Below are 19,788 nucleotides of genomic sequence, written 5' to 3' on the forward strand. Positions count from 1 at the left end.
GGGGGCCTTACTCCGGCTTTGGCTTCGGCGCCGGTGGTTCTTCTTCGTAATGCTTGTAGGCGCCGTAGTAGCCGCCGTAGTCCGCCACGTCGGTTTGGACGATATCGTTGACCACGACCCCTATGATCTTCGCGTTCGAAGAGATCAGCTGGTTATGCGCCCGGCGCAAGACTTCGCGGCCGGTATGGCCGAAACGGTACACGAGTACCACGCCGTCAGCCAGCGGCCCCATAATGGAGGAATCCGCGAACAGGAGTGCGGGCGCGCCGTCCATGATGATCAGTGGAAACCGCTGGCGCATGGCCTGCATCAACTGTTTCAGGCGGTCCGAACTGAAAAGGGAAATCGGATTGGTCGGCAGTTTGCCGGACGTCAACACATGCAGATTCGTGATCCCCGAAAGATTGATGGCCTCCCCGAGATGGGCCGTTCCCCTGGCAATCTGCTCCCAGCGGGCGATGGAGGTCTCCCAGTGCGGAGACGAATAAAAATAATTTGTCAGCCCCGGCTCCGCCGGCAAACCAAAAAGCTTGGATACCATGGGCTTGCGCAGGTCCGCTTCCACCAGAAGCGTCGGCAGGCCGGCCTGGGCCGCTGCAATGGCGAAATTGGCGGCGGTGATGCTTTTCCCCTCCCCGTTGATGGCGCTGGTGAACAGATAAATCTGGCTGTGGCCGCTTTGAACATCCTTCATCAGGTTGTTGCGGAGCAGATGATGAACCTCTGCGTTGGAAGACTGTGGCGGGAAATGAAGGATCAGGCGCGAACGCATTTCGCCCAACGGATCCGGCTTCCGCAAAACAGGTCCGGCCGGCTTGTTCGACGAGGTCTGCCGCCGCTCAATATGGGAAATGGCCGCCAGCACCGGCAATTGAAGAAACTGCTCGATCTCCTCGGGAGTTACCATCGACGTATCAAAGTGCTGGTGGACCAGCACAACGATCAAGGAGATCAACAACCCGATCAGCAACCCCGCGACTAAATTGAATTTCTTGTTCGGTGATTCGGGGAGGGTCGGCTCAACCGCTTCATAGACGATGGAAATCGGAGCGATCCGTGCGGACTCAATAATATTGGCGTCTTCCAAACGCTTGGCCAGCATCGTAAAAAGCTCTTCATTCAAACGCACCTCGCGGGTGATCCGTCCGATATCAATTTCCTGATTGGGCAGCTCCTGCACCTGTTTTTCAAGAGTCCGTATTTCAGCGTTCAGCTGTTTAACCGTCGGGTGAGACCCGGTGTATTTTTGGAGCAGTTCGGTCCGCCGGCCGCGCAGCTCCATCAGCTTCCCGATCAAATAACTCCCGGCGGATTGAGGGTCAATCCGCTCCCGCAACCGGCGCAGCCGGTCCTCGGAATCACGGAGTTTTTTGGCCACTTCCTTCAGCTGGGATTCCACAAACTGCTTGGTCCGGTGCTGCTTGGCGGTGAGGTCCTGGCCGACCACCTTCACCGCGGCATGCGCCAGCGCATTGGCCTCCGTCATCGCTTTGACCGGCACGGGCGATACGACCGAAAGAGAAACCATCTGGCGTTCGCGATCCTCATACTGGGCGCGGACTCGTCTTTCAAACGTCACGGTCAATTCATCGAGTTGGGTCCGGCCCAGGCGAACCCCTGGATTCAGACGGGCCAGAGCGTCCTCAAACACCTGCGGCGAAATTAATTGCTCCACATTGAAGGTTGGCTGAGAGGTCACCAGATTGATGGCTCCCTCCATCGTGCGGCTGTTGTCCTCCGACATCTGGACATGCAGGTAGGCATCCGCCCGGTAGAGCGGCGTCACCGAAAAGGTGTAGATGGCCACCGCGCTGAAAATGACGGCCCAGCAGACAAAAAACTCCTTCCGCCGCCGGCGGACTAAGTGGAGAAAATCCCGGATCGTCAGTTCTTCTTGAAGTTCCAAGCCCTATTTCCTCGTCGCTAAGATCACGGTGGCCACCGTCATGAGGATCATGGTAATGGGCGACAACGCGTTGGCAAAGGCGCTGGCGGCCCAGATGGAGCGCTGCGGCACGTAGACGACGTCTCCCGGTTGAAGCTTGATATTGCCGTCCGAACGGTTTCGCAGCACGCTATTAAAACGGACAACCGTCATGGTCTGATGGGGAGGCTCTCCCCGGATAATGGTGATGCGCCGCAGATTGGCGCTATCCTGGAAACCATGGCACAGCGAAACCAGGTCCAGCATGCGCATGTCGTGGATATAGTCATAGGAACCGGGTCTCATGACTTGCCCGAAGATCGTAATCCCCGTAGTGCCCCGCGGCACTTCGATGATATCGCCGGCTTCCAGAAGGACATCTTTACTCGTATCGCCGCTCACCAGAGCTTCTTCAGCGTTCACCAGAATCAGCCGCCGCTCAGCCCCGCTGCGCCGCAGGAGACGGATCTGCCGTTTATTGGCGCTGGGAAGAAAACCGCCGGCCAGCGCGATCAAGTCGAGCAGCCTCATATTCGGTCGTAACGCGTAGGAGTTCGGCGAACCGACCTGGCCTGAAACACCCACCTGCTTATTGCTGGATTGTTTAAGAAAGATGTCCACCTTCGGCGAACTGACATAGCGGGACAACTCCTGCGTGATCTTCCGGCTTAACTCATCCGTGGACAGGCCGGCCGCCGGGATCGCGCCGATCAGAGGGATGGAGATTTTGCCGTTTTGGTCCACGACCAGATCACGCGACAGCTCTTCGGCCGGACTGACCGCAAAATACAGGCTGTCTCCGGACTGCACGAGCTGATCGGACTTGATCAGAGCGGCCGGATCCGGCTTGGCTTGAGAAGGCCGACTGTCTCGCGGAACCAGATTGCCTTTTTTCTCCACTTCCACCGTTATCTCACGGCCGCTGCGAACCTGCGAAGGCCAGTCCGCGGCCAGGTCGATCACCACCTGCGAAATCGGCGAGGGTTTGTCCGTCACAAGACTGGCCTGAAGGGAGGCGACCGCGCCTTTGCCCGGCTGCATGCCGGCGAGCTTTTCCGACAACGCGGTGTCGTAGATGACCAGAAAAACTTTTGGGAGATTCCGGCCTTTCGGGTCTTTCATGGTGACCGGCTGGCAGGAACCCAGACGGTCGCCGCGGATATGAACCACGGTGCTTCGTTCGCTGTCGGTAATCTCGATCTGGTCAATCATCCCGGCGCGGGAGCGTGCCTGCAGCTCCGGAACCGGCAACAGATCGCACAACAACAAAACGGTCATTGTAACCGTGATTGATTTTTTGGCGGTAATCCAATTCATTTTGACTGGTTCTCCCCTCTTAACGGCCTAGGGGAAGTCTAAGGGGTGCTTTGGGTTTTCGCAAGGTAAATTTTTCGCAGGAAACCACTAAATCCGCGGGGATTTGAAGTATACCCTCACCCCTACCCTCCCCCTCCGCAGGGGGAGGGAGCACAACCTATCTTCCCCCTCTCCCTCAGGAGGGAGAGGGCTGGGGTGAGGGCAGAGTTGAGTTATTCTTACGGTTTTTGACTATTAGCAGGCGCGCCAAGGACCTTCATCGGGATGACTTTCCCCTTGGGGGGCGATTCATCCGGCTGGCTTTTAGTAATAGGAAGGGGGCCATCATCAAAATATCCATCAAACCGGAAGGTGAAACAGGCCAGCGTCCCGAGCGCCACACCAAGCCCATCGGCCATCAGATCATTGACACTGGGATTGGAATCCACCAAGAACTCTTTGGCGACTCCGACTCCTAATACGCCGGTGGCGGCGACCCAGGTCGCCGGTAGTCGAGGGACATTCATCAGTCGCAGGGTTTGCGTCCCGATAAACGTCCCCCCTGCGCCCAGCCAAAAATGTTCCTGGGAATCCGTCCGGGTGAAAACAAATTTTTTCTCCACATACTCAACAGCCCCGGCATTCGTTCCCCAGAATAAGCACACCGCCAGAAAGCAGGACGGCGCGCCGCGCCGAACGTTCATCAGCGCCACTCACTCCGAAGAGCGCTCTGGCCGAAATAGTATTCGCAGCGCGGTTTCCAGTCTTCATTGACCGGAGCACCGGCGCCCATCGACCGGACAACCGCCCGATCCCCGATATACTCGCGAGCCGCCAGAATCCGCTTCTGGTCTTCCCGGCTGAAGGACGACAGGATGGCTTTTTCCCGCGCCTCGTTTTTGACCATGGGTTGAAGCGAAGCCAGGCAGAAATGGCTGTACGCCCGCATATAAGGGAATACCGAGGCCAGCGTGTAGGGGATCACACGGTGTTCGCTGGACCAGACCATCAGAACTCCCTGAGGGGTGAGACGCCGGCTGGCCAGTTCAAAGAATTGGCGGGAGTAGAGGTTGTTGCTGTACACCGTGCTGTGGTAGATCGGATCCATTTGAATCGCGTCATATTTTTCCGTCTGGCGGATGAGAAAACGCCGGCCGTCGTCCATGACCAGGCGAAGACGATGATCCGCCAGCGACGACTGGATCAACGGGATCTTGCGGAGATTCGTCATCAAGGTGTGATTGAGCTCGACCACCACCAGTTCTTCGATTTCCCGCGATCGCAGGATGATGTCGCACAATTCTCCGGTACCGTACCCGATCAGGAGAATTTTCCGGGGGTTTGGCGTATAGAGCAGGGTTTCAACCGCTTCCTGCATGAAGTCATAATTGGGCCGGCCGCCGTGAACCAAACCGTTGATGTAATTGATCAGCCGTTCCCCTTTCGAATAGGTCACCACGACCCCTTCCCGTCCCTCTTCAATGAAGCAGGTGCCGTAATCGAAGTTGGGGTGAATCGCCCCGTAGAGCGCTTGCCGTCGCGGGAATAGCCCGGCAGCGACCAGGCCGACCATCACCACGGTCAGCACCGCTTTCCCATACGGAAGAGCGATCTGGAACCGCCGGTAAAACGGGAAAATAAACACCAGCCCTCCGGCGATGAAAAGCAGGAGGGTATTTTCCGTTCCCCAGCGCGGCAGAAAATAAAATCCGGTGACAAGCCCCCCCAGCACATTGCCCAGAATGGTCCAGGCGTATACCCCGCCGACCGTTGAAGCCTCCCGGTTGGGGTCTCTCAGGCTCAACGCCGACACGAGCGGGAAACTGGCGCCCATCAGGACGGTGGGCAGGAAAATAAATAAGAACGGCCACGTCACGATATCCACCGTCAAATAGAGATCCCGGGCATACTGCATCCAACTCACAAAATGCGGCCAGTGCGCCGGCGGATGCATCATGTACCCGAACGAAATGGCATGCAGCCATTTAAACGGCCGGATCCCGCTTAAATGGAAAAATCCCGCAAAGGAAACCAGCATGTAACAGGCGATCGCGAGCTGGATACCGAAGAAAAACCGTTCCCGCTGGGCCGCTTGCGGATGGCGGGCCAGCATCCCGGACATCCAGAAACTGCCCACCGCCAGTCCCACGAGATACACCGCCAGCACCGTGGCAAACGCGTAGGGCGATTCTTTGACGATCACCCCCAGCACCCGGTACCAGATAATCTCATACCCGATGGCAGCAAAACCGGTAAAGAAAACCCACAACCGCACCCACCGCATCGGGAAGGACGAAGACTCTGCGGCGACCGGTTGAGGCGGACGATCCGTCCGGGACCAGCGCCAGCGGCAGACGAGGATCAGAATCGCCATCACTCCGTTGACGGCGGCCGCGACAGTCAGCGCCGTATCGAGCCCGCCGAAAGTGATCAACCCATAAGCGGCGGTCAGCGACCCGATGGCCGCACCGATCGTATTGATGAAGTACAGATGGCTGATGGTTTGGCCAAAATCCGGCAGGAGTGAACCGTATATTTTGGTGAGCATCGGCAAGGTCATCCCCATGAGCGTCGTCGGGATGAGCAAGAAGAGACTGACGCAGAGAAACGTGACCGGCAGCGAGCAGCCCGCGCTCACGCGTCCGAGCGCGTCCAAAATCTGAAAACTGGCCAGACCAAAGACGCCGATCAGAAGTTCAATCCCGGCATACAAAAACATCCGGTCGCGTTTTTTTTCCGCCAGCCGCCCGCCGATCAACGCCCCGAGGCCCAGCCCTCCCATGAAAACGGAAATGATCAGGGTAATGGAGACCGAGCCGACGCCGTAATACAGCGTCAGCAGTCTCTGCCAAACCACTTGATAGATGAGAGCGGTAAATCCGGAGAGGAAAAAAACAGACGTCAACAGTCTGCTCACGGATATCGGCGGCCGCTGAAGGGGTGCGTTGTCCATAAATGAGACTTGGGTAGTTTAGCACAACATAAAAAACTTTGCTTTGATGTCTTTGGCTATGAAATCCCCTCACAAACCGGCGTTCGAGCTTCAACTCCTATGCAAACTCCTGGCTTTGCGGCCAAGCCAGGAGGAATGTCTTTCAGACCTCCGCGCACCAGGTTTTTGCTGGGATCTATTCCTTCAGTTGGCGGAGTACCACGGGGTGATCGGATTTCTCTACGAGGCCCTGACCGAAACCGGCCTGGCCCGGGAAGTTCCACCCAAGCTCCTGGAAGCGCTGCGGCATTCCACTCTGGTTCTCCTGGAAGAGCACCTGCAGCACAGGAGCGCGATCCGGAAAACGCTGGAAACCCTGAACGCGGCCGGGTTGGAATTTATCGTTATTAAAGGGTGGTCACACGCCGAATCACTTCATGGGAACCCCTGCGCCCGTCCCATCACGGACCTGGACCTTCTCGTACACGACACGAAGGCGGCTCAAGCCCTGCTGAAACAACAGAGACTGCCGGACCCATCGATCGTAGACTGGCATATCTATCCCACAAACACGTCGGATCTGCCGTCCCGCATGCGGTGCCTGCAGCTCGACATCCAGACGCTCTGGGCGGATTCGCGCCTCGCCACGATCACAGACACGCCGGCGCGCGTTCTTTCTCCGGCTGACCAGGTCATCGCCCTGGTGATCGACTTCACGATTTCGCATGGGTTCGGGAGGCTACTCCTTTTAAAGGAGATCCTGCTTCTGGCTGAAAAAGTCGGATGGGATGCGCTGGTGAAGAGGGCTCAACTATTCCAGGCTGACATTTTGCTGTACTTGACCCTCCGCATGGGAGAGGAACTTCTGCGATTCCCGGTTCCCCTCGATATTTTAAAAATCTTAGGGACTCGCTTAAGGCAAGAAGAACACTGGCTGGAAAAACGGCTGATTCAAAATCCGCTTTTTACCCCGGCCCGGTATTTCTGTATTCCGATTCTCCTGCCTTCCTGGGCCGATCGCCTGAGTTTTGCCAAAGAACTGCTCTGGCCTCCCCCCTATTGGTTCGAGCTCCGCAGCGAAAAACCGTCTCTCTGGCGCCACCTCATCCATGACGCGACGCTTATCGGCAAGGCATGCGCCATTTTATGGAACGTCAGGGGACGTAGTTGCAACTTTGCAAAAGGTGCCGGAAAAAATCCTTTTTTCCCCAAGACCGGGTAAAACAAGAAATATAGGCCATTTCCTGTCTCGTTGTGCAAAGTTGCAACTACGTCCCCTGACGTTTTATATACTCAAACGTGTGACTTGTTCCATCGACGTACGGGGTGTTTCGAAATCGTTTTTCCCGCGGCTCTCTTTATTAAAACCCTGGCAGCCGAGGCCCCCCGTCCGCGCGCTCAATCACGTGAACCTCCGGGTGGAAACAGGAACGGTTTTCGCCCTGCTGGGCCCGAATGGTTCCGGCAAAACGACCCTCCTCAAAATCATCAGCACGCTTCTGATGCCGGATGCCGGGACGCTTCGCGTGCTGGGTCACGTCCTGCCGGGGCAGGAGGAACGCGTCAAAACGCGAATCAGTTTCGCCATGGGAGACGAGCGAAGTTTCTACTGGCGCCTGACCGCCCGGCAGAACTTGATGTTTTTTGCTGCGCTCTATGATCTTTCCCCCCGGCAATCCGAACAAAAGATCGCTGAACTGGGTGACGTGTTCAGCCTGAAAGACTACCTTGACCGCCCCTACGAAGAACTCTCATCCGGGATCCGGCAGCGCCTGGCGATCGCGCGATCCTTTCTGAACGACGCGGCCCTCCTGCTGGCCGATGAACCCACCCGCAGCCTCGATGCGGCCGCCAGAAACGCGCTTCACGGACTTCTTCAAAAACTCGTGCGGGAACACGGAAAAACGATTCTCTTCACAACGCATAATTTTGAGGAAGCCCGACGGGTGGCGGACACGGTAGGGATTTTGAATCAGGGCCGGCTTTGTTACTCCGGAAAATGGAAAGACGGCCTGGAGAGTTACCTCAATGCCCCCGCTTCGTAAACTCTGGGCTTTTTCCCTCCGGGACTGGCAGCTCGCCCAGACGTATCGCTTTACTTTTTTGTTTGAGGTGGTCCGCACGCTGATCTTGCTGCTCTCGTTTTATTTCATCGGCAAATTGGTCCGGAGCAGCGGTGTTCACCCATCCCTGGCTGTATACGGAGGCGATTACTTTCGCTTCGTCCTTTTGGGCATCGTGTTCAGCGGCTTCATGTCCACCGCTCTGGGCAGCGTGCGGCAGACGATTGAATTTGAACGGGGGCATGGGACATTGGAAGCCATTTTACTGACCCCCACTCCCCTGATCACGCTCGTGATCAACAAAACCCTGTGGGATCTCGGCATGGTCACAGCCAAGGCCGTCCTGTATCTCCTGGCAGGAGTTTACTTTTTTCGAGTGGATCTCTCGCACGTTTATTGGACCAGCACGCTGGTGGCCATCGCTTTGACAGTCAGCACCTTTTTTGGTTTAGGGCTGATCTCCGCCGGTATTCATTTACTCATCCGGGAAGACAGCCCTTTGGACCTGATTTTGGAAGGAGCCTCGCGCTTCCTGGGAGGCGTTTATTTCCCGGTGGCGGTTCTTCCCGCGCCTCTTCTCGCGCTGTCCCGCTGGGTGCCGCTCACCTATGCGCTCGACGCGATCCGAAAATCCATGATTCTTGGAGCTTCGCTTCAAACCATCCGGATGGAACTACTGGTGCTGGCAGGGTGTTCGATCGTTCTGGTTCCGATCGGCGTGATCTGTTTTCAGAGCGCTTTCAAGACCGCCCGACGCAGGGGAATTCTCAGCTTCGAGTAGGGTTTTACAAAGAAAGGCCATCGGCGCTGAAGGTTCCCCAGCCTGCTGGAAACCCAGGGACCGGTAAAGTCGGAGGGCAGCTTGATTATCCGATTCCACCGTTAAACAAAGTTCTCTGACCCCTTGTTGGCGTGCCGTCCGTATCAGCTCCCCTAACAACAAAGTCGCGATTCCGCCGCCGCGGACCCAAGCGCGGACAAGCAGGTCTTTGATGTTTTCCTTTTGATTCGGCTTGACGACGAGAAAAACATAACCGGCTTTCCAAGAACCGATAAAGGCCTGAAAAACAAAGGCGCCCTCTTCTTCCATCCGATTAATCCGGACCCGCGAAGCCAAATAAACCCTGAACAACACACGGTATAAATGGAAAGACTGGACCCAGGACAAAACCCGGATTCCCGCCATTTTCACTTGTCGCTTCATCCAGGAAGGCCCGTATCGAATGAACAGAAAAAGGAAATACCGTCTCCGAAGATCTTTTTCAAGGAAAATTCGGCTTCCCCGTTTGACCATTTCCAAGCGACCGATCAATTGATCTTCGCGGATCCATTCGATCGCTAGCGGAAGCTCATCTCCTGCTACTCCGAAATAATTTGGCCCAGCCGACAATCGCCTGATGCACCTCAACCGGTGAGCCACCGGGTTATCGTGTTCCGTCTGGCGATAAAGCAGGATGTCTCCAATTTTGAGGGTGGTTGATGATGAGAAGGCCCGGACAAAAAGCTCATCGCCCGGGCGAAGGAAGGGCTGCATACTGCCACCCTCGGCCCGGCAGAAAAACGAGCCGGGAGCACTAGGGGACGTAGTTGCAACTTTGCATAAGGTATTCATATGACACAAGATACCTTTGATGCAAAGTTGCAACTACGTCCCCTGGCGGTCTTTCGCGACATCTCCGTCAGGACGTGGTGGCGCCGGAATCCCGGGCGGTTGTCACGCTTGCCCGCCGGCAACCGTTGGAGGTCCGACATCCCTTTGTTCCTCTGACAGACAAGCTGGTGCCGCTTCGTGTGCATGTGCTGAGAATGGCCTGCTCCCGGCGGAGCACAACTTGGGTGATTTGCGGGGACTGATACGGCTTTTTTTCAGTTACAGTCGTCATTTAGCTCTCCCTCTGTGCGATAAACATCGCTTTTTTCTCCGCGACTTCCCGAAAATAGGGCATGCAAGGGGCATCAAATGCTTTTTGGTCCAACCAACCATCCATGCTTCCCCGATCGCAATGAAACGCGATCGGACAGGATGAGCACGCGTAGGCAGGGCCCGGCTTCTGCGCCGCGACAAACTTCACCAACGTTTGCCAGCCTTTTTCAACCGACCCCGCCGTCACATCATACGACGGATGATGGATGCAGACACAAAGATTCATCCGGCCATGAGGCGTCAAAGCGGCGTTGCTCTTGCCACAAAGACAATCGAACAGTTTCCCGGCGGAACCGCATTTCCCCTCCAAGGATCCGCCGGCCTCTTGCATTGGCTTTCCGCTATTTTCACGCCATATCTCGAAAACCCTGGCAGGCGACAACCGGTACATCAAGGGTTCTTTTGAACCGTCCACTCTGGGATAGATGTCCGTGCCGATCCGATAGGGCAGTTGACGGGACCGGGCGAAGTCTTTCATGGGCTCCAGTTCGTGTTCATTCAGCGTCATCAAAACGAGTTTCAGCAGGATGGGGATATGCCTTTCTTTCAGCCAATCAACCCCCTCGACAAAATGAGCGTAGGAACCGGGGATGCGCGTCACAGATTCATAACTGTCAGCCGTGGCGCCATAAACGGAAATTTCCACCAGATAAGGATCCAACTCCGCCATCTGATCCGCCAGCGCCGGCGTGATCAGAGTGGCGTTCGTAGTGATCGTAATCACCATCCCAAGTGAGCGGGCATACCGCATAATCTCACAGGCATCCCGCCGGGTGAACACCTCTCCTCCGGTGAAACCGATCCACAGGCATCCCTGAGCCGCCATCTCATCTAACAGTCGGTAAACCTGTTCCGTGGTCAGTTCCTGTTTCGCTTCGTGGGTTGTGTTATAACAGTGCACGCAGCGCAGGTTGCAGCCGTACGTCAGCTCCACCGTGGCCTGAATCCACTGCGGACGGGCCTTGGCGTCCTCACTCAGCTGATCGATGAATTGATCAAACTCTTTCATAAAGATAACGGACGATACGGTTGTCTTGAGTAAAGCGCAGTTCGCCGCTGGGAACATCCTTGACCAGGCGGGTCGCTGCCTCCACGAGCCGTGCCATGGCTTCCTGATTCCAAAGAGGCAAATACGCTTCCGTGAAAATCGATTTCAATACGGGCTGAGGCGGCCGCGGGAGAAACTGATTGTCCGTCGCCTGGACCAGAACTGAAAAACGCTTGAGAAGCGCTGCCCCCTTGGAAACCTGCCGAAGCTCGCCGTGCCAGGGCGTTCCCGCTACGTGCCAGTGTTTTCCCTCCCGCCAGAGAAGAATACGCTCGTCATTCAGCACCTGAGCGGAAGAATGTGTCCGGAAGAGCCTGGAAATCGTGGTCTTGCCGGCGCCGGAGTGACCGATGAATGCCAGCCCCTTGCCCGACAGAGAAACCGCTGCCCCATGCAAAATCATCCCTTTCCTCCGAAGCGCCAGCCAGCCGGTCAGCCACCATTGGATCAAAGGCTCGGCCACATCTCCCAGGTACCACCCCTTCTGGCGAAGCCCGGGTGACCGGTACGTGAGCGGAATCAGATGGAGATCGATTTGATCCCACTTCGGGGTGATGAAACACACCTGCCTGGGCAGAAAATGCATTTGTTCCAGAATTTCCAATCGCACTCTGCCCCTCTCCTGGTAGACGCGCCATTGATTGGGAAGCTCATAAAGGAAGCGGGGCTTCCCATGCGGCTTGGGCGCATCGGTCCGGACCTGGATGGTCACGGTCGGCGGGAGAGAATTTCTGTCTTCAAAGACACCGCAAAATTCATGCGGCCAATCATGCGGCGGGGTATCCGCGATAAATCGAATGACGGCAGGGCCGATTTTGATAGTGAGCTTCATGACGATGCCCCCTCACCCCTACCCTCCCCCTCAACAGGGGGAGGGAGCGTAAGATTTTTCGCGGATGTATCCCCTCTCCCTGCTGAGGGAGAGGGGCTGGGGGTGAAGGTCAAGATGCTGGCAGTTTGCCGAGCTTTCGCTACTTCACAGAAATAAGGGACCGGCGCTTCCATGGACCCTGCCTCATGGATCGCCATCACGGGATTTTTGTCGCAGAACAGATGGGAGGAACAACTCCGGCACGCCGACTCCCCGGTGTAGCGGGCCTGATTGATTTCCTCGGCTGAGCGCTGGAACGCCTCGGAAACAGGGATCGTTTTCAGATCATACGACGGCCAGGTGGTGAACGTGCAGGGGCGAAACACACCGTACGGACTGACCGTCAATTGATTGGTCCCGCATCCGCAGCGAAAGAGCCGGTCATCCGGGGGGGGACCCTCACCCCAACCCTCCCCCTCAACAGGGGGAGGGAGTATGAAATCTGCGGGGGATCCCCCCTCTCCCTGTTGAGGGAGAGGGCAAGCAGGACGACCGCTAGGTCGGACAGGCGCGGGTGAGGGTTTACACTCCTCTGCCACCTCCAGTTCAGCCACCTCGGCTCCAGATAACCGGTACTGCGTGGAGGAAAGGTCCCCGTTCAAACGCGGGTAAATCGTGGGATAGAGACTGAAATCCACCCCCAATCCTTCCACGTACGCTCTGATCTCGCCCAATTCCTGACGATTAACGGTCATGGCCTTGGTTTTGATCGCCACCGACAAACGCCGGTCCAGTAACCGGCGGATCCCTGCCTGAAAACACGCGTAGGAACCCGGCACCTGGGTCACCCGCTCAAAGGTCTCGGCACGAACGCCATGCAAACTCACCTCCAACTGAAAGGGAGGGTCCTTGGCGAGAAAATCCGCGATCTCGTCCGTGATCGTTGTCCCGTTGGTGAATAACGCGATCAGGAATCCTCTCTCCTTGGCCGCACGATATATATCCTTGAATCGCGGATGAAGTACCGCTTCTCCTCCGGTGAGGGTAAGCCAGAGCACGCCGGCGGAGGCCAGGTCGTCAAGAATCCGGATCATTCCCGGCAGCGGCAATTCCCGCGACAACGCCGTCGGGGTGTTAAAGGGGTCTGTAAAACAATGGACGCAATGGAGATTACATCGGTAAGTCAGTTCCAACTGTGCCTTGAGAGGACTCCGATTTTCGACGCTCCGGGAAAAGACCCGGGCGCTGAACACACTGTACATTTCTTCTTGAAACTTGCTCATTTCCTAAACCCTCTAACGAACACATCTACGGAACCCTCATCCGGCCTGCGGCCACCTTCCCTCTCAACAGGGGGAAGGACATTCTCCCTCTCCCTGTTGAGGGAGAGGGGACGGGGGTGAGGGTTAAATGGTTTGGACAGCACCGATCGCCCGAAGTTCCGACAAATACGTCGCGACGTCCTGTTCGGCAACAGCGGAATCCACTGTAAATGCTTTTCCCAGCAACGCTGTCAGTTCCCGGCCCGTACGCCGGCCGTCAATCTGTTCCCACAGGAAAGCGCCGACCTCATTCAACGTATAAAGAGATGGCTCCTGATTCGGCTGCCGGTTCGCGGGAACCAGAACCATCTCCCCCGCCACCCGGCGGGCCACCATCGTCGGGCACTTTTGAAACCGAAAATCCAGCTGTTCTGTTGAAGCCGCCATGATCGTTCCTCCGCTTTTTTTCAGGTTCTGTATGATGCTGTTCCAGTTCTGTCGGGCGGCCGGCCACTCCGGGTCCAACTCCATCAAGCGCTCGTATTCCCGCAGGGCCGGTTCCCACTGTTTGAGAAATTCTTCCTTGTAAGCGGGCGTAGCATACAACGTTCGATAAGAGGGGTCCAGGGAAATCATCCGCTCCCAGGCTTCCCGGGCCGACGGGACATCGTTCCGCCCGAGGGCTTCGCAGACTTGCTCATAAACGCGCGCCGCCGAGCCGGCAGGCGGTTGATCCTCGACGAGAGCAGCGGGATCCAGCAGCGCGCGCTGAATGAGATCGCCGAAATATTTGTACCGCAGCGGCGTGTATCCTTTATTGACCGAGTACGAAAGGGTCACAAAGTCCGTCGGCAGCTCAACGGCCCGGAGACGCCGGAGAAAGTGACTCGGCTGCAGCCAGGGACCGGCGTAGTCGCTGTCAAAATACGGAAACAATCCAGTCCCGTCGATGTGGCGAGTCAGGAGATAATCCACATCGATGTCCAGGAGAACCGGTTTTATAAAGCGGGGCAGCGACTCCAGCCGGCACACCGTCAACGGGCATCCCATCAATAGGAGATGAATCCCTGTCTCGGAAACCCGTAAAGGGCCTGCCGAATCCGGTCTCGCATGAATCATTTCGTTAATCCATTGAATGAGTTTCTGCCGTTGGTCAGGGGTTTCCCAAAAACCATCAGGGATGACCCAATAAAGCTCGCGGATGAAGCCTTCCCGGATGGCTGGATAAAGGAAATTACCACTGTCCATCGCTTTATGCGGAGGATGGTCATCGATCCAGAAAAAATCCAGATGACCGTCCAGATGAATCAGGGTTCGGCCCTGGACTCCAGCGTCTTTCCAGAGGGTGTAGGCCGTCTCATGATCTTCCATCAGATGGATCGACTTCGAAGGAATCGGATCAGCCGCCGCCAGGGATTTCTTTCGGGGGCAGGGAAAGCTCGGCAGCGCTTTGTAAAACCCTTCCAGAAAGGAGCCTCGTCTCAAGTCGTAGCTGGCCCGCCGGTTGTTGGAACACAGCTGAAGCTGCCCGTACGCATCGATGTGGAATTTGTAGCGTCCCCCCTGACAGGGGAAGTCATCGGGGTATGTGGCGTGGCCGTCACGCTCCCGCTCCGCCCAGAGCTGAGGGTCCTGACGCTCGATGGCCGCCAGGTCTTTGTCGGACAACTGGAATCGCAGAGGGGCTCCACTGCCGGTCAGATCATCGAGCAGGTGTTCTCCAAACTGAAAAGACACGCCGGGACCGAAGTCGTCCACATAACGTTTGATCGCCAAAATCTCGTCCCGGTTCAGCGTCGTCCCCACTGTTTTCAACGTCACCGGGATCTGCCGTTCCATCAAAAGCCGAACCGCCTCCACATTCAGGGGACGTAGTTGCAACTTTGCACAAACAGCATCAGAGATCGCATGAAGGCTGATTTCCACCCGCACGGGAGGCATCCTGGCCCATTGATCGGCGATCTCGCGCGTGATGAGCGTTCCATTGGAGAAAACCGTAATGAGAAATCCAAAACGGTGAGCGGTTTCATAAATCTCCATGAAATCAGGCCGGCACAGCGGCTCCCCGCCGGTGAACGTGACTTCCAGGCAACCCGCGGCCTGGATCTCATGGAGAATGCGAAGGATGTCAGCGGTAGGAAGCTCCTGACGGATCCGCTCCGGCGTATTGAAACAATCCGTATAGCACATGGCACACGTCAGATTGCACCGGCAGGTGAGTTCCCACTGGCCGACCAAAGGAGCGCGACCCTGGAGAGAACGGGCCAAGACTTGATCGCCGAAAACCTGCGATGAGCGGGTCGGGAAAGCGGGGATGGCCATGCCGTTATCGTAGGACGTCAGGGGACGTAGTTGCAACTTTGCATATTGAGTCTTTCCTTAAGCTCAAACCGATGGGCCAGGCGCTGACCTCGTTCAAATGCCCTGCTGGCGGTGCTCGTTGATAGAACGAGTTGCTTCCCCATCCCGGTGACAGATTGCTTAAACCAGACTACTCCGGCATATACCGCCATGGCCTTCGCATCTGACAGCGCGCGCCGCTGACCCGTTTCGGAAAAGTAATGGGGGTCTTCTCCGGTCAGATCGGCAATAAGATCCAATACCTTTTCAAAATTGATTGATTTTGGAATGGGCGTTTCATCACAACCGTCTTTCGCCTTGCGCAGGGTTTCTTCCACAAAAGCACTGTCCCCCAGCAAACGTAGGTCGTACGCGTAGGCTTCACCGCTTCTGATGGCCTGCAGAGCAGGACCTCCCCCTCCCCAACTACGAATAAGTCCGCCTCCTTCTAACTGGTCCTGTCGTTTCTGACTCCAAGCCTCCATTACAAATAATTCGTAGTTTGCCCGCGCCTGGCGCAAAGTCGGGCCAAAACGTTCAAGAACTTTCCCGGCAACCTGCCAGGGCCTGTCTAAGGTACCCATCAGAGCCGAGTGGCTTGTCCAAGGATAGACAGCCAGTTCAGAAGGCGATCGGACAATTCCCGCGCGCACTGGGTTAAGAGCGATATAACGTATCAGCTCCAGAAAATAGGGATCCTCCTGACAGATGATGTCCTTGTATCGGTTTTGAAACAAATGACCGGCGCGCTGATAGCGCAGGTTAAATGAGACGGCATACCCAGTCAAAAGCTTTTGCATGACCCGAGAAATGCGCGTGGAAGCCGTCTGGAGCAACAGGTGCAGGTGATTAGGCATGAGCGCCCAGGCGTAACAGAGGGTTTTCGTTTCTTGGAGGATGCGACCTAACCGGTCGGCGAATTCGGAGTAATCTCGATTTGATCTAAAAATAGAGCGTTTTTCAATTCCCCTCGCGATTACGTGATGAAAGAGTCCAGGGAAGTCGATACGAGGTAAACGTGGCATCACTTACTTAGATAAAGTTTTTGGCGATATATTCGAGGGGGTGCTATGAAAAGTTGCAACTACGTCCCCTGACGTTGGTTTAGCGCATCAGGTTCAGGACGTATTGCTGGCCTTCTTCGAATTGACCGCGATGAACAGGGTTTAAATCCCGGATAAATAGTTCCGCCTGCCATTGTTCAAAAATCACGAAGTCAAACACCCGGTTCATGCCGCATTCGATCCCTGTCCCGCGAAAAAGACCGGCCTGCAGGGAAGCCGGGAACCGCTCCAACTGCCGGGGGAACCGGGCAGAGCAACGCATGTCGGTTCTCCACAAGTCGTACAAAAACCCTCCGACTCCTTCGAGAAAGGGGTCCCGCTGCGAAGCCGCCAGATGACTGACCCGCTCGTCCAACCAGGGGGCCATGCGGGCGAAGCTCGGATCCATGCTGTACCAATAGCGGGCCGACAATCGGCCGGCTGTCCTCAAAAATGAATGGGCCCTGGGATCATCCGGCAGAGAAGGAATGGCCCGCCGCAATTTGATCAAGTGTTCGGACCGCAGAGGAAATTCCTTCCCTTCCCCAAATGACAACCCCAGGAATGCCTGCTCCGAGCAGCGAGGTGAAATTCGATCAAAGACCCGGCCTGTCTCCAAAGCCCTTTTTGGAACCCAGGCGTCCCGCCGCAAGACCGGCTCAGCCAGAGAGAAGCAGAGATAGTTTTTCCACATGTCCGGCGCCTTCTCCGCCTCTTCGATCAAAATCGCCTCGCCATGGGGCTGAGGATTGTTCCACGCAACGAACTGCGTGACCGCGGCGGTTAACTCGGCGGCGTCTTCCGGCCCCAGACGTCCGATCAGGCGCTCGTAGTAGCGCCGGCAGGCTTCGCTGGAGGAAGCAAAAACCGCCGGCAGATACTGGTACGTGTATCCCTTGGCCGTCAGGCAGCGCCCGATGCTGGCTGTCGAGAAAAATGAAATGCTGGACAGGATGCCGCCGCTGATCAACAAACCCACGACCCACTTTGCGTTCAAACAACTCATCGCCCAGGCCGCCGCCAGGAAGATAAACGGCAGCGCGGGGATCCGGTACCGCATAATATCCAACTCCGGACTCGCCGACTGCAGCACGACAACAAAAATAAATAGAGTCAGGACACTCAACCGGATGAGGGGAGGAACAGCTTTTTTCACCCGCCAGACCGATAAGGCGGTCATCCCCCCAAACAAAACGCTATAGAGAGCATCCACCCAAAGACGCTGTCGGGAAGGCCACTCTTCGCTGGCAAACGATTTAGCCAACCGGTAAATACCGCTCTGGCGAAGGTGCGTGAACCCATCAAGAAAATAGTGTCCGCTGAAAAAGGACCAGAGAGACCCTGATTCGCCGATAAATAACCCGTTGAAGCCTTTGAACAGGTTGTTGTATATCCAGGGAGAAAATCCAATCAGGAAACCCAACCCGAACAGGATGAAAGCTCTCAGCGTCAGGACGCGCGGCCGATACCAGAATCCGAATATCACCAGGGCCGCCAGGGTGATGCCGTAAACATAGGCGAACCAGAGTCCAAATCCCGAAATAAACCCGAACAACACGATCCACAGCGCTGTCTTTCTTTCTTCGAAAAGGATTTGGCTCAGGCAAAAGACACTCAAGGCCGTGAAAAGAACCGTTTCGGAATGAAATCCCATCGCGACCAGCGAATAACTGGTAAACGCGGGAGGCGAGAAAATGTAGAGCAGGGAAAAATAGAGGGCTGTCTTCGGATTCACAAACCGTTCGATCACGCGATACCAGACTCCCAGCGCCAGAGTAAAAAACGTCAGCGGGGCCATCTTCAGCGCCAGCACCGTCGGCCCCAGGACCCGGAAAAAGAGCGAGGCCACCGTCCCCAAAACCAATGAACCGCCGGAGTAGTCATCTGCCCGGTAATCCATCCAGGAGAAACGAAGCCCCTGGACGATTTCGCGTGCGATCGTCCCGCGGGAAAGCTCTTCCCCGCAATAAACAAAGAGAACCATGGGATGAGAAAACATCAGGTGCGCGAGGCGCCAGAGAACAAAAAGCCCCATCACCCAGAAAACAGCCGGGACCTTTTGAAAGAACTTACGCTCAATAGAGTGGAAGGTTTTGCTCACTATGAAAAGATGCAACTACGTCCCCTGGCGTGGCCGTCCCCTGGCGCGGCTTGCGTGACGCGCGCGACAGGCGCCACCTCGCAAACCAATGGCCGGCGGCGCTGAGCGCGCCGCGCCAGCGAAGCGCCGATCCCATCAGGGATCGATAGGATTTCGAAAAGTCGGGGGTGCTTCTCTCAAAGTGCTTGGAGAATCCGATTTTGAACAGGTTGACTCCCCAGGTCGGGTAGTCCCGGGGAAGCGACGGGGATGCCCCGCAGAAGTCGTACCACTCGCATCCCCGGTTCTTGAAATACTGCATGGCCTGCCAGTGCATGAGATGCGAAGTATCTCCTTCCTTTTTTGAAGCCAGATCCGAGGCGCCATACCGGTAAATGCACTTTTTGCCAAGGCGGTAATAAATCGCCGCGGCTAAAAGTTTGTCCCCTTTGAGTGAAAGCGCAATAACACCATTCCTTGGGTTATGCAGGAAGCATTCAAACAACGTGTCAAAAAAACGTTTTTCCGGGTGGTATTTTTCCTGATGAATCTTTTGATCCAGAAAAAGAGGGAAGAAGGCTTCCATGCCCCTGGCGTCGTTAGCGAACCGCACGACCACACCGTTGCTCTGGGCCCGCCGGATCTCATAGCGCGTGGTATAGCGGAAGCTTTTCAAAATGTCGACCGCCGGCGGCCGGAGATCCACCAGAGCGGTTTCCTCCGAGTAAATCGCCGTATGCGGGTCACTGGTCGGCTCAAATCCGAGACTCCGGTTGATCTGCGATAAGCGTTCGAAATGCTCCAGCGGCCAGCGGGGACCCACATCAAAACGAACGGCTTTGGGAGCCGCCCATTGGTCGAGATAGCGAAGCGCTTCCGCATAGTCTTCCACGGTCAAGAAAATCGGGCCGCAGGACACCTCATAATTGGCCAGCGGAATCCAGGGCCAGCGCCTGACAAACACCTGAGCCACCACCCGCCACTCGTCACCGACGCTCCCGATCAAGTAAAACACCTCCCGGCCCGTATACGCTTTCTGGAACAGCCCCCACTCGTACGTCTGGA

16 protein-coding genes are annotated in these 19,788 nt (G+C 56.3%); 3 read left to right on the forward strand and 13 right to left on the reverse strand.

Features of this window, described 5'->3' with window-relative positions:
* Window positions 1-7: 7 nt before the first annotated feature.
* The 4 genes from WC859_09125 to WC859_09140 all read right to left on the reverse strand — a co-directional run bounded on the left by WC859_09125 (window position 8) and on the right by WC859_09140 (window position 6,173).
* Window positions 8-1,906 (reverse strand): polysaccharide biosynthesis tyrosine autokinase, encoded by a 1,899-nt coding sequence (locus WC859_09125; protein MFA5976306.1) that lies wholly within the window; start codon window positions 1,904-1,906, stop codon window positions 8-10.
* A 3-nt stretch (window positions 1,907-1,909) separates the two neighbouring features.
* On the reverse strand, window positions 1,910-3,241 hold the full coding sequence (locus WC859_09130) for an SLBB domain-containing protein (GenBank protein MFA5976307.1): 1,332 nt from the start codon (window positions 3,239-3,241) through the stop codon (window positions 1,910-1,912).
* Window positions 3,242-3,459: 218 nt separating this feature from the next.
* Window positions 3,460-3,924, reverse strand: a complete 465-nt coding sequence (locus WC859_09135) for a hypothetical protein (GenBank protein MFA5976308.1) — start codon at window positions 3,922-3,924, stop codon at window positions 3,460-3,462.
* Entirely contained in the window at window positions 3,924-6,173 is a 2,250-nt protein-coding gene (locus WC859_09140) for a fused MFS/spermidine synthase (GenBank protein MFA5976309.1), read from the reverse strand. The genes WC859_09135 and WC859_09140 overlap by 1 nt, the downstream gene beginning before the upstream one ends.
* Before the next feature lie 58 nt (window positions 6,174-6,231).
* Here WC859_09140 and WC859_09145 point away from each other — a divergent pair, with 58 nt between their 5' ends.
* From WC859_09145 to WC859_09155, 3 genes are all read left to right on the forward strand, one after another.
* Window positions 6,232-7,374, forward strand: a complete 1,143-nt coding sequence (locus WC859_09145; GenBank protein MFA5976310.1) for a nucleotidyltransferase family protein — start codon at window positions 6,232-6,234, stop codon at window positions 7,372-7,374.
* A gap of 79 nt (window positions 7,375-7,453) precedes the next feature.
* Window positions 7,454-8,197 (forward strand): ABC transporter ATP-binding protein, encoded by a 744-nt coding sequence (locus WC859_09150; GenBank protein MFA5976311.1) that lies wholly within the window; start codon window positions 7,454-7,456, stop codon window positions 8,195-8,197.
* A complete protein-coding gene (locus WC859_09155; protein ID MFA5976312.1) occupies window positions 8,181-8,996 on the forward strand; it encodes an ABC transporter permease in 816 nt (271 codons plus the stop codon). Before WC859_09150 ends, WC859_09155 begins: the two co-directional genes overlap by 17 nt.
* Here WC859_09155 and WC859_09160 read toward each other — a convergent pair.
* The 9 genes from WC859_09160 to WC859_09200 form a co-directional block, all read right to left on the reverse strand.
* Complete coding sequence (locus tag WC859_09160; GenBank protein ID MFA5976313.1) at window positions 8,889-9,749, reverse strand: GNAT family N-acetyltransferase; 861 nt, start codon at window positions 9,747-9,749, stop codon at window positions 8,889-8,891. The two genes, WC859_09155 and WC859_09160, sit on opposite strands and share 108 nt — an antisense overlap.
* A 145-nt stretch (window positions 9,750-9,894) precedes the next feature.
* Window positions 9,895-10,098 (reverse strand): hypothetical protein, encoded by a 204-nt coding sequence (locus WC859_09165; GenBank protein ID MFA5976314.1) that lies wholly within the window; start codon window positions 10,096-10,098, stop codon window positions 9,895-9,897.
* Complete coding sequence (locus tag WC859_09170; GenBank protein MFA5976315.1) at window positions 10,099-11,148, reverse strand: radical SAM protein; 1,050 nt, start codon at window positions 11,146-11,148, stop codon at window positions 10,099-10,101.
* Window positions 11,135-12,019, reverse strand: a complete 885-nt coding sequence (locus WC859_09175) for a hypothetical protein (protein MFA5976316.1) — start codon at window positions 12,017-12,019, stop codon at window positions 11,135-11,137. Before WC859_09175 ends, WC859_09170 begins: the two co-directional genes overlap by 14 nt.
* Window positions 12,016-13,281, reverse strand: a complete 1,266-nt coding sequence (locus WC859_09180) for a radical SAM protein (protein ID MFA5976317.1) — start codon at window positions 13,279-13,281, stop codon at window positions 12,016-12,018. The genes WC859_09175 and WC859_09180 overlap by 4 nt, the downstream gene beginning before the upstream one ends.
* Before the next feature lie 123 nt (window positions 13,282-13,404).
* Complete coding sequence (locus WC859_09185) at window positions 13,405-15,618, reverse strand: PqqD family peptide modification chaperone (protein ID MFA5976318.1); 2,214 nt, start codon at window positions 15,616-15,618, stop codon at window positions 13,405-13,407.
* Complete coding sequence (locus WC859_09190) at window positions 15,600-16,625, reverse strand: transposase (protein MFA5976319.1); 1,026 nt, start codon at window positions 16,623-16,625, stop codon at window positions 15,600-15,602. The genes WC859_09185 and WC859_09190 overlap by 19 nt, the downstream gene beginning before the upstream one ends.
* Before the next feature lie 79 nt (window positions 16,626-16,704).
* Window positions 16,705-18,759: a hypothetical protein gene (locus WC859_09195; protein ID MFA5976320.1), complete on the reverse strand. Its 2,055-nt coding sequence runs from the start codon at window positions 18,757-18,759 to the stop codon at window positions 16,705-16,707.
* Window positions 18,719-19,788 (reverse strand): peptidoglycan bridge formation glycyltransferase FemA/FemB family protein (locus tag WC859_09200; GenBank protein MFA5976321.1); only part of this gene is annotated, 1,070 nt, incomplete at its 5' end. The genes WC859_09195 and WC859_09200, both read right to left, overlap by 41 nt.

It is taken from the genome of Elusimicrobiota bacterium, from assembly GCA_041660185.1.
In the GTDB taxonomy this organism is placed as follows: Bacteria; Elusimicrobiota; Elusimicrobia; order 2-01-FULL-59-12; family 2-01-FULL-59-12; genus JBAZWU01.